The 15,085-nt window shown below is 43.6% G+C and carries 11 protein-coding genes; 7 read left to right on the forward strand and 4 right to left on the reverse strand.

Annotated elements, in window-relative coordinates; all coding sequences use genetic code 11:
• The first annotated feature begins 96 nt into the window (after positions 1–96).
• The 5 genes from cooS to E4K67_RS08450 all read left to right on the forward strand — a co-directional run bounded on the left by cooS (position 97) and on the right by E4K67_RS08450 (position 6,969).
• Positions 97–2,010, forward strand: coding sequence for an anaerobic carbon-monoxide dehydrogenase catalytic subunit (gene cooS / locus E4K67_RS08430; protein ID WP_135545992.1), 1,914 nt, complete (start codon positions 97–99; stop codon positions 2,008–2,010).
• 364 nt (positions 2,011–2,374) lie between these two features.
• Complete coding sequence (gene galT, locus E4K67_RS08435; protein WP_135545993.1) at positions 2,375–3,370, forward strand: galactose-1-phosphate uridylyltransferase; 996 nt, start codon at positions 2,375–2,377, stop codon at positions 3,368–3,370.
• The gene (locus E4K67_RS08440) at positions 3,358–4,539 is read left to right on the forward strand and encodes a galactokinase (RefSeq protein WP_135545994.1); all 1,182 of its coding nucleotides are present in this window, start codon (positions 3,358–3,360) and stop codon (positions 4,537–4,539) included. Before galT ends, E4K67_RS08440 begins: the two co-directional genes overlap by 13 nt.
• Before the next feature lie 44 nt (positions 4,540–4,583).
• On the forward strand, positions 4,584–5,687 hold the full coding sequence (locus tag E4K67_RS08445) for a M24 family metallopeptidase (RefSeq protein ID WP_135545995.1): 1,104 nt from the start codon (positions 4,584–4,586) through the stop codon (positions 5,685–5,687).
• A gap of 49 nt (positions 5,688–5,736) precedes the next feature.
• Entirely contained in the window at positions 5,737–6,969 is a 1,233-nt protein-coding gene (locus E4K67_RS08450; protein ID WP_243454424.1) for an ROK family transcriptional regulator, read from the forward strand.
• A gap of 187 nt (positions 6,970–7,156) precedes the next feature.
• On the opposite strand, the gene mglC is transcribed toward E4K67_RS08450, so the two are convergent.
• From mglC to E4K67_RS08470, 4 genes are all read right to left on the reverse strand, one after another.
• A complete protein-coding gene (gene mglC, locus E4K67_RS08455) occupies positions 7,157–8,185 on the reverse strand; it encodes a galactose/methyl galactoside ABC transporter permease MglC (RefSeq protein ID WP_135545997.1) in 1,029 nt (342 codons plus the stop codon).
• Positions 8,186–8,200: 15 nt separating this feature from the next.
• Complete coding sequence (locus tag E4K67_RS08460) at positions 8,201–9,718, reverse strand: sugar ABC transporter ATP-binding protein (RefSeq protein ID WP_135545998.1); 1,518 nt, start codon at positions 9,716–9,718, stop codon at positions 8,201–8,203.
• 165 nt (positions 9,719–9,883) lie between these two features.
• The gene (locus E4K67_RS08465) at positions 9,884–10,924 is read right to left on the reverse strand and encodes a galactose ABC transporter substrate-binding protein (protein WP_135545999.1); all 1,041 of its coding nucleotides are present in this window, start codon (positions 10,922–10,924) and stop codon (positions 9,884–9,886) included.
• A 122-nt stretch (positions 10,925–11,046) separates the two neighbouring features.
• Positions 11,047–12,039, reverse strand: a complete 993-nt coding sequence (locus E4K67_RS08470) for an ROK family glucokinase (protein ID WP_135546000.1) — start codon at positions 12,037–12,039, stop codon at positions 11,047–11,049.
• A gap of 353 nt (positions 12,040–12,392) precedes the next feature.
• Between E4K67_RS08470 and dhaS the strand changes: the two genes are divergently transcribed.
• Entirely contained in the window at positions 12,393–12,959 is a 567-nt protein-coding gene (gene dhaS / locus E4K67_RS08475; RefSeq protein WP_135546001.1) for a dihydroxyacetone kinase transcriptional activator DhaS, read from the forward strand.
• Between the two features lie 250 nt (positions 12,960–13,209).
• Positions 13,210–14,793 (forward strand): oleate hydratase, encoded by a 1,584-nt coding sequence (locus E4K67_RS08480; RefSeq protein WP_199242496.1) that lies wholly within the window; start codon positions 13,210–13,212, stop codon positions 14,791–14,793.
• The last annotated feature ends 292 nt before the right edge of the window (positions 14,794–15,085 follow it).

Raw genomic sequence — 15,085 nt, forward strand, 5'->3', positions numbered from 1 at the left:
ACACATCTAAGTTTGATCTGAAAATTAGTAACTATACATATTTGCCATTGCTGATGAGCAAACTTTCTATAGTAAGAAATAAAAGGGGGATCGGTAATGACTGAAACCATACTAGAGAAGACAGAAGGTCGGGTAAGTTATCACGACTCTGTAGAAGAGATGTTAGTAAGAATTCGAGAAGATGGTATGTCAAATTCCTTTGATCGCTGGACTCAACAGGAGAAGATTCGCTGCAAATTTTGTCTGCAAGGCTTAACCTGTCAACAATGTGCCCAAGGGCCCTGTCGAATTAGTGAAAAGGGTGGGCAGGATAAAGGTGTCTGTGGAATCGGACCTGATGCTATGGCGATGAGAAAGTTGCTTTTGCAAAATATTATGGGAGCAGGTACATATAGCCATCATGCATATGAGGCTTTCAGGACCTTAAAGGCAACTGGAGAAGGAAAAACTCCGTTCAAAATTACTGATGTGAATAAACTAAAATGGATGTGTGAAAAGCTTGGACTCAACACGAATCAGGATACTAACCAGATGGCCGTACAATTAGCCGACCTTCTTAATACACAGATGAATATTGGATCTGACGAGCCTAACCTAATGGTTGAAGCCTTTGCTCCCAAGAAACGGAAAAAAGTCTGGCAGGATTTAAACATTTACCCTGCCGGTGCAGTTCATGAAGAGCAAAATTGTGTCGCTAGTTGCTTAACCAATGTCGATGGAGACTATGTGTCTTTGGCCCTCAAAGCGTTACGATTGGGGCTATCAACCATCTATAATGCCCAAATCGGGCTGGAAATGACACAAGATATCTTGTTTGGTACGCCCACACCTCACGAAGTTAACGTGGATTTGGGAATTATGGACCCTGAGTATGTTAACATCGTGTTTAATGGTCACCAACCATGGCCTGGTGTAGCAACTATTCAAAAAGCCAAAATGGCTGAAGTTCAAGATCGGGCGAAAGCGGCCGGGGCTAAAGGGCTTAGAATTGTCGGTTCGATTGAAACCGGCCAGGAATTGATCCAACGATTTGAAATGGATGAAGTCTTTGTGGGCTTAATGGGGAATTGGCTGACTATAGAACCTCTACTGGCAACGGGGACAGTGGATGTCTTAGCCATGGATGAGAACTGTTCTCCACCAGCCATTGATATGTATGCAGAGAAATATCAAATAACCTTGGTAAGTGTCAGCACGATAATTGGGGTCCCCGGTCTCCAACATAAGATTCCCTATCAACCGTGTGAATTGGATGCCATGGCGGATCAACTGATTAACTTGAGTATCGAAAACTTCAAGAAGCGTAAAGGTAAGATCACCGCTCAGGTTCCTAAAATAACGCAAAAAGCCATTGCAGGCTTTTCCACAGAAGCAGTACTCGCTGCCCTCGGTGGCAAACTAGACCCCTTGGTCGATGTAATCGCTGCCGGAAAGATTAAGGGTGTTGTTGCCTTAGTGAGCTGTTCGACGATTAGAAATGGCCCTCAAGACTGGAACACCATCAATCTTGCCAAAGAACTGATCAAGAAAGATATCTTGGTGGTGTCCGCTGGCTGTGGAAATCACGCTTTAGAAGTTGCGGGACTCTGTAATATGGATGCAGTTAATATGGCCGGCAAAGGCTTAGGAGAAATATGCGGGGCCTTGAAGATCCCCCCCGTCTTGAGTTTCGGAACATGCACGGATACTGGCAGAATCTCAATGCTCGTTACAGCGTTGGCCGATCACCTAGATGTGGATATTCCGCAATTACCGATCGCCGTAACTGCCCCTGAATGGATGGAGCAAAAAGCGACAATTGATGGAGTATTTGCAGTGGCTTATGGAGCGTATACACACTTATCTCCCACACCTTTTATTACCGGCGCTCCTCAACTTGTCAAATTACTAACCGAAGATGTGGAAGGGTTGACCGGAGGAAAAGTTGCCGTTGGAGATGATCCTGTCCAAGTAGCTAATAACATTGAAGCTCATATTATGGCCAAGAGAAAAGGTTTGGGGTTGAGCTAGAAAATCTAGAAGAGGCTGTCTTTATAATAGTGTCTACGGGCATTCATAAAAAGACAGCTCATTTTTTTCTTCCATAGTAAAAGACTAAGAGATTCAAGCGAACTGGTTCAACTAAAGTTGCGTGTTGGGGGACGGTTCTCCAGACCGAAGAGAGAATGGATTAACAAAACGCCTAACCGTAAGTTAGGTGATTTTTAGGCCACCGATACCCAATGGTATCGGTGGCCTAAAATATCCGGGTGATATGTAAGAATATTTATCAAAGATACTTAATTAATTTAATTTAATATATTATAATAGTAGATGGAAAAGAATATAGATCAAACTCATTGAGAGACTGCAAAGAGAAGAGAAGGGGATGGCCATGACTGAATTGCGTTATAACCCGTTATTAGGGGATTGGACGATGGTCGCTACCCACAGGCAAAATCGACCGAATATGCCGAAGGAAGGATGTCCTTTTTGTCCTGGTTCGGGTAAGGTTCCCGAGCATTATGATGTTCTTAAATACGATAACGATTTTCCGGCACTAATGCCTGATCCACCCGAGGCTGATCCTGTAGGGTCTTCCTTGTATAAAACTGCAAAAGCCTATGGAAAATGTGAAGTAATACTCTATTCATCCAATCATACCACGACTCTTCCAGAGCTTTCTATCGAGCATTTAGAAAAATTAATTAATTTGTGGACAGAACGGTTTGTGGCGCTGAGTCAGGAACCGAGGCATGAATATATTATGATCTTCGAGAATCGAGGGGAAGAGTGCGGTGTGACGATGCCTCATCCGCATGGTCAGATATATGCTTATTCTTGGATTCCCTTGAAAATCCGCACAGAACTCGAGAATTGCCGTTCCTATTACACCTCACAGGGATCGTGTTTAATTTGTGATATGAATCAAGCAGAATTGGATTTCCAGAAGCGTGTTATTCATGAAAATGAGCATTTTTTAGCATATATACCGTTCTTCACGGACTACCCATATGGGTTATTTATTGTTAGTAAAAACCATAAGACGGCCTTGAGTGACTTCACTCAGGAGGAAAAACGAAGTTTGGCTCTCATGTTGAAATGTATGACAGGTGCTATGGATACTTTATTCCATAGGGTGTTCCCCTATATGATGGTCATTCATCAACGCCCGGTTCATGGGCAGGATGTGAAGAATTATTATCATTTTCATATTGAGTTTTATACACCCCTGAGAGATGGAGGAAAATTAAAATACTATGCTTCTTCTGAAATGGGTGCTTGGGCGCCAGCCAACCCGCAAGCGGTGGAAGAGACCTCCGAATATTTGCGCAAGGCGTTTCGAGAGTATCTCAGTAAAGAGGGGCGGATCACTGAATGCCTGGACTGAACAGACTGAGACAGACTTTTGCCAAAGTCTTCGGCTATGGGGAGTGCGGAGAGGAACTGCGAGTGTTCTTTGCCCCAGGTCGAGTCAATTTAATTGGAGAACATACTGATTTCACGGGAGGGTATGTGTTACCTGCGGCGTTGACGTATGGAACTTGGGCGGTTGTTCATCCTCGCAAGGATCGAAGGTTTCGTCTTGCTTCGACGAGTTTTGCTGGGCAGGTAGAGATTGACGCAGATGAGGTTGTATACCGGCAGGCTGATGGGTGGGCAAATTATCCAAAAGGTGTCTTCAGTGAATTTATTCGCCTGGGTTCACGCTTAAAAGGTTACGATATTCTGTACGATGGGAATATTCCTAAAGGGGCGGGGTTATCCTCTTCTGCTTCGATAGAAATGGTGACCGCAACTGCTCTTAATCAGGTCGAAGCCCTCGACTATTCTTTAATTGATTTGACACAACTTGCCCAGCGTGCCGAAAATCAATTTGTTGGGATGAACTGCGGGATTATGGATCAGTTCGCTTCGGGGATGGGGAAGGCGGGGAACGCTGTGCTCTTGAAATGTGATACCTTGGAATATCGCTATGTTCCGTTGGCATGGGGAGATTATCGACTTGTGATCACCAACTCTAATAAACAACGAAGTTTGACAGAATCAAAGTATAATCAGAGAAGGCAAGAGTGTGAGGAAGGGTTTAATATTCTAAGGAAACACCTGCCTGGAATTGTTAGTTTGGGTAATGTCTCGCTTGCTCAATGGCAAGAGGTACAGAATTATGTCAGGGCGCCAGAGGTCTATAAGCGTTTAGACCATGTAATTCATGAAAACGAACGGACACTAGCTTCGACATCAGCTTTAGAAGCAGGGAATATTCAGGATTTTGGTCAGTATATGATTCAGTCTCACGAGTCTCTGCGCGATCTCTTTGAAGTGACGGGTCCGGAATTAGACGCACTTTTCGAAGAGGCACGTCAGGTTGGCGGATGCCTAGGTACGAGAATGACCGGCGCTGGGTTTGGCGGGTGTACTGTGAGTTTAGTTCATACAGAGGCTGTCACCGATTTTGAAACTCAAGTGACCCTAGGATATAGGAGTAAGACCGGGCTGATCCCGACATTTTATCATTGTGATAGTGGGGATGGAGCACGTGAACTAATCGGGAGGTAAAACAAGATGGCGAAATTAGAGACTAGTGGAGCAGTGGGCTTCAAATGACTAAAATTAAAGATAAGATCACAAAGATCAGGAATCTGATGGTAGAGAGAAATTTGGACGGGGTACTCCTTCGAAAACGCCGCAGTTTTTCTTGGTTGACGGATGGAAGGTCGAACTATATCATGACTAATACAGAACTCGGAGTCGCTGATTTGCTAATCTTCGAGGACAAAGTATATTGTGTCACGACCAAGATGGAGTTTGCTCGCATACAAGAGGAAGAGTTGACGGGCCTGGAGTGTGAATGGATAACACCGGAGTGGTATGAGGGCCAAAATAGAGCGATTAGCGCGTTATGTCAAGGGAAAATGATAGGGATGGATGTCTCTACAGAGACTATTCCGCACACGGTAGGCATCGATTTGAGCACAGAATTAGCGGAACTAACCTACGTGCTGAATGTAGATGAGATTGATCGTTACCGTTGGTTATCCAGGAGAGTTGCTCAGGCTTTGGAGTCGACATGTCGTAGAATTGAACCAGGCATGACCGAATTTGAGATTCAAGCGTTTCTCGCTGTGAACGTAGCGAGTTTAGGTATTCAAACCCAAGTGTTACTAGTGGCTACGGATCACCGAATTCATCAGTATCGTCACCCCATTCCCACAGAGAAAAAGCTGGGCCGCTACGCGATGTTAGTTCTCTGTGGAGAAAAATGGGGTTTAGTGGCTAGTGCGACTCGTTTTGTGCATTTTGGGGCTCTTCCCGAAGAAATTCAGGAGAACAAGCGTAAATTGGCAGAGATTGATTTGGTCTTCAATCTGGCGACTCGCCCTGGCGTTCCTATTAAGGAGGTCTTTCGACAGGGGATAGAGGCTTATCGCCAATGGGGGCATGCGGAGGATTGGCGATATCTGCATCAAGGTGGACCGACTGGATATGCATCACGGGAGTTTTTAGCGAACTTGGACAGCGTAGGTATCGTGCAGCTTCATCAGGCCTTTGCCTGGAATCCATCCCTCAAAGGCTTAAAATCGGAGGACACGCTCTTGGTCACAGAACATGGTCCAGAGTTTCTCACTCATTCTGGGGAATGGGAGTATATTCAGATCGAAAAAAATGGCTTCACGTACTTTCGACCTGATATACTTATTCGATAAATAGTAGGAAATTCCTGATTGGGGATAGGGGGAGTGAAACGTGAGTGAAATGATTCCAGTAGGAAGCTTTCAGGGTATGAAATCTCTAAATAAATCAGCGATTCTCAATGTAATAAGGCAATATGCCCCGATTTCTCGGTCGAAGATTGCTAAGTTGACAAGGTTAACCCCACCCACGGTGACCAATCTTGTGGGCGAATTGATTGAGTCACATCTTGTCGTGGAGAGCACGTTAGGAGAATCGACTGGCGGTAGAAAACCAATTTTACTGCGCATTAACTCGTCGGCTTTCTACGTAATCGGTGTGTATGCAGGTGCAAAAAGGGTAAAGGCCGTGACAGCGAACCTCGATGGTCATGTTTTGAAGCAGGTAGAAATGAAGTATTCAAATAACCAAACGAGTGAGCAATTTTTGTTGACCTTGGAAACCGCTGTGGAGAAGGTTATGCAAAGCACTCATCCTATCCAAGAGTCATTTTTAGGAATAGGGGTAGGGATGCATGGTCTCGTCGATCCCGAGCAAGGGCTATCTTTGTTCGCTCCCCATCTCAATTTGCGCCATATTCCCATTAAAGCGGCTCTGGAGAAAAGGTTTAAGTTACCCGTTGAAGTCGAGAATGATGTTCGCGCTCAAGCCTTAGCTGAAAGTTGGTTCGGAAGAGGGGCTGGAATTCCAAATTTTATCTGCGTCCATGTCGGCACAGGGGTGGGTGCAGGTATTATTATTGATAATAAACTTTATAGGGGAACCTCTTTTACTGCAGGGGAAATTGGCCATACAACAATCGACAGTAATGGACCGAGGTGTAGCTGTGGAAATTACGGTTGCCTTGAGACTATGGTCGGAGGGGCAGCACTAGCACGCAGAGCGGAGCAGGCGATTCGTTGTGGTAAAGAGTCCATTATTGAGGAATGGGTGGCAGGAGATTTAGATAAGATTAATGGAGAAATGCTCTATCGAGCTGCTCAGCGTGATGACCAAGTGGCTATTGAAGTTTTAGCAGACACTGGGCGTTATCTTGGGATTGGGCTAGCCAATCTCATTAACACATTAAATCCAGCTTTGATTATTTTGAGCGGCGGAGTTTCGAGGTCCGAAGATTTTATTCTGAAGCCGCTACTTAAAACGCTTGAAAAGCGTACGTTAACTAAGCCTGCCGGTGCAGTCACGATAACTATCTCAGAATTGGGTGAGAATTCCTTCGCCATCGGTGCGTTTACATTATTATTAATAAAGCTGTTTACTCCAGCAGGGCTGGGGGATGTCGTGCAGATATTTTAAAATATCGATGTGCAATAGAGGGGGCGCACTTAATTTTGAGATTATATCATGATGGTGGTTCGTTAGAGATTTGTGAATATAAAGGGGCGGTAACAAACTTCATTGAGAGTTTTGTTACCGCCACTTTATACTAAGAGTACTTTAATGAACATTGTATTTTGCGTAAACAAGCTGGGTACCGCAGGGCTTATTTCTTGGCGAGATACTTTCTAATATCAAAAGCTACGGCGGCGATAATGATTATCCCTTTAATAATTAGTTGCCAGTAGGGGCTTACTCCGATATACGTGAGTCCATAGTTAATAACTCCGAAGATCAGAACTCCGACGAGGACACCTGGTACGGTACCGATCCCTCCGGCAGTGGATACTCCACCGACTACGCAGGCGGCGATGGCATCTAATTCGTACATATTGCCGTAGCTACTCGTGGCTCCACCCGTTCTGGCGGCCTCCATGACCCCTGCTAGACCGTATAGGGCTCCGGCAGCAGCATATACGTAAAGTAGGACGCGCTTGACGTTAATTCCAGAAACAATCGCTGCCTGGATATTCCCTCCAATTGCGTACATGCTTTTTCCTAGAATGGTCTTGTTGAAGATAACCCAGACGAGCGCAGCGACTATGAGCGCAATGATGACGATGTAGGGGAGGGAATAAGCGCCGGTTCCGATATAACCGCTGCCTAAAGTTGTCGTAAAATCCGGCCGAAGTCCACCAATTGGCTGAGACTGGTTAGGTTTCATATCGAAGTAAAGTGAGTTAAGACCTAAAACAGCGACCATCGTGCCTAAGGTTGCGATGAAGGGAGGAACGCTAAAACGAGAAACAATCACCCCATTGATCAGACCCACAAGCAGTCCGGCAAAAATCGCAATCAAGACAGGAATCCATAAAGGCAGATCCGGTAGACCCGGGTAAAAGCGGTGAGAGTATTCCTGAATTTGAAGCATGGATGCCGACAATACAGCGGAAAGTCCAACCATGCGGCCTGCAGAAAGGTCTACACCACCCGTGATCAAAACAAAAGCTGCTCCTAAGGCAATGATGGCCCGAGTCGAAGATTGTAATAAAATATCATGCAAACTATTAATAGACCAGAAACTCGAATCAATCGCTGTGATTCCTAAGACTAAAATAAGCAGTACAAAATAGATTGCGTGTTGAAAGAAGAAACTACCTACTCTGTTGACATTAGTAGCATTGCTTGTTTTCATTTAAGAGACCTCCTGTCAAACCATAAACTTTGTTGCGAGGTGCATAATCTCTTCCTCAGTTCTGTTCTCCCCTTCCAGGATACCAGACAAACGACCTTCGCACATGACCATAATCCGGTCTGACATACCGATAAGTTCAGGCATTTCGGAGGAGATCATGATAATGCTTTTCCCTTGCTTAACCAAGTCGGTGATGATGGAATAGATTTCAAATTTTGCGCCTACGTCGATTCCTCGAGTTGGTTCATCCAGCATTAAGATTTCTGGTTCAGTAAGGAGCCACCGCGCTATCAACACTTTTTGCTGATTTCCACCGGAGAGGTTTCTGATCTGAGTTTTCGAGGAAGGGGTTTTAATATGCAGTTGTTCTACTCTTTGCTGTACATCCTGCTGCATGGGCTGGTCTTTTAGAAGAAAATAAGGACTAACATAACGGTTCATATTCGCCATGACGGTGTTTTCTACAATCGAGAGAACGGGAAAAATTCCCGTGGCCCGTCGTTCTTCCGTTAGTAAGGCGATTTTATGTTTTATAGCATCCATGGGGGATTTAATTCTCACTTGTTTGCCCTTGATAAAGATCTTACCAGAGGATACGGTTCTCAAACCGAAGAGGGCTTCAATGAGTTCTGTTCGTTGGGCGCCCACTAGCCCCCCAATTCCCAAAATTTCCCCTTGGCACAGAGCGAAAGAGACGTCTTTAAACGCCTTTGGAAATGGGGAGGTTAACCCTTCTACTTTCAGGACAGTTTCTCCAAGAGTGGTATGGCGCTCGGGAAATCGCTGGGTGAGATCACGTCCCACCATCTTAGAAATGATTAAATCGGTCGTCAACTCGGAAGCAAGCCATGATCCGATGCGTTTACCATCGCGCATAATGGTTACTTCATCAGAAATTTCTAGGATTTCCTCAATTTTGTGAGAGATGTAGATAATCGAAACTCCCCGGCTTTTTAACGAACGAATAATTGTAAAGAGTTGCTCCACTTCGGTCCCCGTTAAGGAGGAAGTGGGTTCATCCATCACGATCACTTTTGCTTGGTAAGATACTGCTTTGGCTATCTCAATCGACTGTATTTTAGACACAGATAAGGATCCAACAAGAACATGGGGATCTAGGTCCATGCCAAGGTCTTCAAATAAAGCTACCGAATCTCGATACATGCGTTTGTCATCAATCAATTTGATAGGTCCAATACTTTTGACGGGAAAACGACCAAGCCAGAGATTTTCCATAACGTTACGGCGTGGTACAGGATGGAGTTCCTGATGAATCATGGAGATGCCCTGATCGAGTGCAGCTCTTGAATTGGAAATTTCAATTTTTTGACCGTTTAAGAGAATCTCACCAGCGTCAGGCTTATAGATTCCGAAAAGACATTTCATTAGAGTCGATTTTCCTGCACCGTTCTCCCCCATAAGTGAGTGCACGGTACCAGGACGTACGTGCAAGGTGACATTGTCTAGCGCCTTTACGCCAGGAAAATCCTTACAAACATTGTTCATTTCCAGTATGAATTCATTTTCAGGCATTTTGACGCCCTCCTGTGATCAGTGCTTTTGTAGAAAGAATCTTGTTATTAGTCATAATCAAAACTAAGAAATTCAAAAAGCAAGGAGGAACGTAACGAAAACATTGCCCCCTTGCTTGATTCTTGGTAAGTACTTAAAGTCACTAAGGTATTCTTGAGGAGATCGTTATTGAGCGTCAGCCATATTAGCTTTGAGGATTTTCTTGTAAGGCACCCAAACATATTTGCCATCTGTAATGTCATAACCAGCGTTGTCTTTACTTGGAGTTAATCCTTTAGCTAAAGCAACAGCTAGATTCAAAGTGGCAGTACCTTGATTTTTAGCATCATTGAGCACAGTGCCTAGAAGAGTGCCATCTTTCAAGGCTTGCACACCAGGCGCGGTTGCATCGACCCCGACGACAGGCATAAATTTGTTATTGGCAAAGTATCCTTTAGCTTTCAAAGCTTCAATAGCACCTAAAGCCATGTCATCGTTATTACCAAGAACGGCTTCGATTTTCTCACCTTGGGCTCCTAAGAAAGCAGCCATTTTATCTTGAGCTTTGGAACGATCCCACATAGCAGTATCTTGAGCGAGAATGTTTACTTTAATACCAGCATCTTGAATAGCCTGAACGGAATATTTCGTGCGGGCAATGGCATCTTGGTGTCCAGGTTCGCCCGTTAAAATAACAACATCCATCGTGCCATCTTTATTTTTATCCATTTCTGGATGAGATTTCCAATAATCTACGAGGATTTGCCCTTGCATGATGCCAGATTCTTCTGCTTTAGCACCTACATAATAGACTTTGTCCCATTTCTTCATATCGTTGGCTAGAGGTTCGCGGTTAAAAAAGACAACGGCGGTATTAGCAGCCTTGGCTTTGTCGATGATTACCCCAGCAGCAGTAAGGTCCACGGGATTGATCGCCAGAGCGTTGACCTTTTTATTGATGAATAGGTCGACCTTATCGTTTTGGGTAGGCTGAGAGTTTTGACTATCCACAATATCAACGGTTGCTTTGCCCTGTGCTGCGGTAGAGATGGCGTTGCGAACACCTGTCATAAATGTGTCCTCAAATTTGTAGATAGCAACACCAATGGTCGGCTGTTTTTCTACTGTGCCTCCTGAACTGGTACTAGGGGTTGAACTCGGGCTAGCACCGCATCCTGCTAAGAATAGCATTGCTCCAGCGATCAAAACTGGGAAAAGTTTTTTCATGCTTAATCCTCCCTTTTTTAGTTAATAAAATTAATTTTCTAAGTACATTATAGGGTTCAGTATTCTGAATAGTCAAGGACTTTATTTTGGTGCAAAAGGGTCCATATCATGAACAGCAGTAGCTACTGTCTTTGACCTTCCAGTATATCCAATGTGTATTTTCTATGAATTAACCAGGCTGCACCCGTCAATCCAGCTTGGTTCCCCAGCATTGCAGGAACAATGGAGGTGTTTTCTGCTACTCTTGGCAGAACGGCATCATGAAAAGCTTGAATCAGGGGGTCAAAAAGAATCTTGCCTGCACGTGCAACTCCTCCCCCAATCACAATAATCTCAGGATTTAATAAATAGCACATTTGAGCCAAAGTACATCCTAGAATGCGACCAATTTTTGTGATAATCTTTTTGCATATAGGATCCCCTCGGCGGGCCAATTGTACCACCGATTTCGCTGTAATCGTTCCAGTTCTGTCATATTCTTCTTTCAAAGGTCCGGTTGACATCCCCTTCACCTGCTCTAGGGCATCCAACACAATGGCTGTTCCAGACGCTTCGGTTTCGAGGCAACCCTTCCTGCCACAATTACAACTACGTCCATTTTGATGATTAGTGGTGATGTGCCCTACTTCTCCAGCACTTCCATTAGCGCCGTGATAAATATTACCGTTGATAATTACGCCACCACCGATGCCTGTACCTAGTGTGAGGCAAATTAAATGTGAAGCTCCTTTTCCAGCCCCATTCCACATTTCTCCCAGGGCAGCGGCATTTGCATCGTTATCAATGATAATCGGCACCGTCCACATTCTCTCTAGATCTTCTTTCAAAGGAACATGATCCCAGCCAAGGTTTACTGCCTCAATCACAATACCTTGTCGTTGATCGAGAAAGGCAGGAACGCCAACCCCTACCCCCACAATATCTTTCCATTCGTATTGACTATCTTTAAAAAGTTGTTGAGTCATTTGTGAGAAGACTTTTAATACCTGATGGTATCCTGCTTTGACTGGAGTTGGGCTTTCCTGAGTATGGAGAATATTACCCAACTGATCGACAAGGCCCATCTTGATGGAAGTTCCCCCTAGGTCAATGCCTATATAAACTGACGGATTCATAGTGCTTGCCCCCTATTCCTCAATACATACAAATATGACCGAACCGCGAAAATTGAACTTTTTTACTGAGTTTACATATGACACACGGAATAAGGTTGAAAGCCTAAGGGAAATAAGAAGATCTGAGCTAATATTGACACAATAGTACATAAGTTTGCAAGGTTTTTAAAATTCGGTTGGAAAGGAGGTGAATCTTTCGCTTGTGGAATAAGCACATGTGAGAATGATCGCTATGATCCATGAGAAACATACCCCCTTAGTTGTGTTATAATATGGGAGTGTACAAATCACTATGTCATTTGGAAGTTCTAAGGTGTTGATGTACTTAGTTTTTATAAAAGGTGGGAGCATGAATGCCAAGGTCATCTCTGACTAAAAAAGCGTTAGCAACCTCCCTAAAGCGCTTAATGGAAAAGATTCCTTTGAATAAAATTACGGTTCAAGAAATTGTTAATGATTGTGAACTTAATCGGCAAACGTTCTATTATCATTTTCAAGATATCTTCGATTTATTGGGTTGGATTTATAAAACAGAAGCGGTTGAGAGTATAGCTGACTACAAGACTTATACGACCTGGGAGGATGGCTTCTTAAAAATCTTCCTCTATATTGAGAGGAACAAGGCGTTTTGTCTAAATACGCTGAACTCTTTAGGGCGAGATCATCTAGACTCCTTCCTTCAAGCGATTTCGTATGAATTGCTTATTGGAGTGGTTAATGAAGTTTCGCAAGATATGTGCGTTAAGGTCGAGGATAAGGAATTCATCGCCAATTTCTATACACTGGCCTTTATAGGTCTAGTGATTCAATGGATGAAAACAAAAATGACGGAGAAACCTGAAGTCATCATAAAAAAGCTAAGTGAGTTGGTGGAAGGGAATTTTGCCAGTGCACTGCGAAGATATGGAAAAGAGCTATAATTACCGAGCTGGTGATCAATAGCTCTTTTCCATTTTCTCCATAAAGCCTTTATTAGGGTATCGCCTTGTGCCAAGTATTTGCTACAAGTCAGACAAAGTAATGGGAGGGTAAAAAACCATACAAATTCTTGATTATGTAAAGAAGTTAAACACAACATGTTTATTGTTCATATTTTTCTAAGTCATAAAGCGTTATAAATAGGGTGTGATTCCAACGAGGAACACAAACTGAAAATGATGGAGGTTAGACATGATGAAGAAAGACTATGAAAATAAGCAGGTTTATTTTGTTGGCGGCGGGTTGGCATCACTTGCTGGTGCTGTTTATCTGATTAGAGACTGTGCTTTCCCTGGCGAGAATATTCATATTATCGAAGAAATGAAGATTGTCGGGGGAAGTAATGATGGGGCTGGAAATTCCGAGCAGGGATATGTTGTCCGCGGCGGAAGAATGCTTAATGATGAGGCCTATGAGAATACTTGGGAATTATTAAGTTCGATCCCCTCTCTAAACGACCCAGACAAATCTGTAAGAGCAGAAATCTTGGAATTCGATACGGCACATCCGACCCATGCTAAGGCGAGACTGGTGAATAAGGAGGCGGAGATAGTAGATGTCTTGTCTATGGGATTCGATCTCAGTGATCGTCTAGCGATGGCTAAACTCATTATTACCTCTGAGGAAAAGATGGGTAAAGCGAGAATCAAGGATTGGTTTGGGTCACACTTCTTTGAGACTAATTTTTGGTATATGTGGGCGACCACTTTTGCTTTTCAACCTTGGCACAGTGCAGTTGAGTTCAAACGCTATATGATTCGTTTCATGCATGAATTCCCCAGAATACAAACACTTGAGGGGGTTACCAGAACCCCGTATAATCAGTATGATTCAATCATTCTCCCCTTGAAGAAATATTTAGATCAATTCGCTGTCGATTTTGAGATGAAGTGTACTGTGAACGATTTGGATTTCAAGGATTCAGAAGGTATCACAGTCACAGCGATTAGGTATACCCGAGAGGGTGTTCAAGGAGTGATCGAGATTAATGAAGGGGATCGAGTCATTGTCACGAATGGTTCCATGACGGATGGTTATAGTCTCGGTTCAATGAGCATTGCTCCCGTTCTGAAGGGGAAGGGAAACTCTTGGAAATTGTGGGATACGCTTGCTAAGAAGAAGCCAGGTTTGGGAAATCCATCGTCTTTTGATGACCATATTGACGGCTCAAAGTGGGAATCCTTCACGGTCACTTGTCATGATTCAAGATTCTTCGATTTAATGGAAAAGTTTTCACGCAATAAAGCGGGTTCAGGAGCTCTTGTTACCTTTAAAGATTCAAGTTGGTTAATGTCAATTGTGTTGGCCCACCAACCACACTTCTTAGACCAACCTGAAAATGTCAAGGTATTCTGGGGGTATGGATTGTATCCCGACAACGTAGGAGATTGTGTGAAAAAAAGGATGAGTGATTGCACAGGTGAGGAGATATTGATTGAGCTCTTATATCATCTTCAATTTGAGGCTGACAGAGAGGAGATTGTTAAATCAGCTAACTGCATACCTTGTATGATGCCGTTTATTACCTCCCAATTTATGCCAAGATCCCTTGGAGACAGACCACAAGTTGTTCCAGAAGGGTCGACTAATTTGGCCTTCGTCGGTCAGTTCTGTGAAATTCCAGATGATGTCGTCTTTACTGAAGAATACTCTGTGCGGGCAGCACGAATTGCAGTCTATAAACTTTTTGGTATCAATCAAGAAATTTGCCCTATCAATCAGTATCAATATGATATTAGAACCTTATTTAGTTCATTTATCACATCATACCGATAAAGAAATGAGGTGTCGCCGGGAGAGACCGTCTCCTCGACGAATACTAGAAAGCTACCGAAAGTTATGTATCGGTAGCTTTTCTTTTGGGTTGATTTGAGTTATCAAGTTAGCGCGCGCACCTAATATCGGAAGGAGTCTCTTGGTAGACGTAGTAATTGAGCCAGTTTTGAAAGAGTAGGTTTGTACGCCACTTGTGGAAGCGTTTAGAGTCTTTAAGGAACATACAAGAAACACGGAGGAGGAATAAAAATTACTGATGATGACATAAAAATAATTTATTGACAAGATAATT

Source organism: Desulfosporosinus fructosivorans, assembly GCF_004766045.1.
GTDB classification, from domain to species: domain Bacteria; phylum Bacillota; class Desulfitobacteriia; order Desulfitobacteriales; family Desulfitobacteriaceae; genus Desulfosporosinus; species Desulfosporosinus fructosivorans.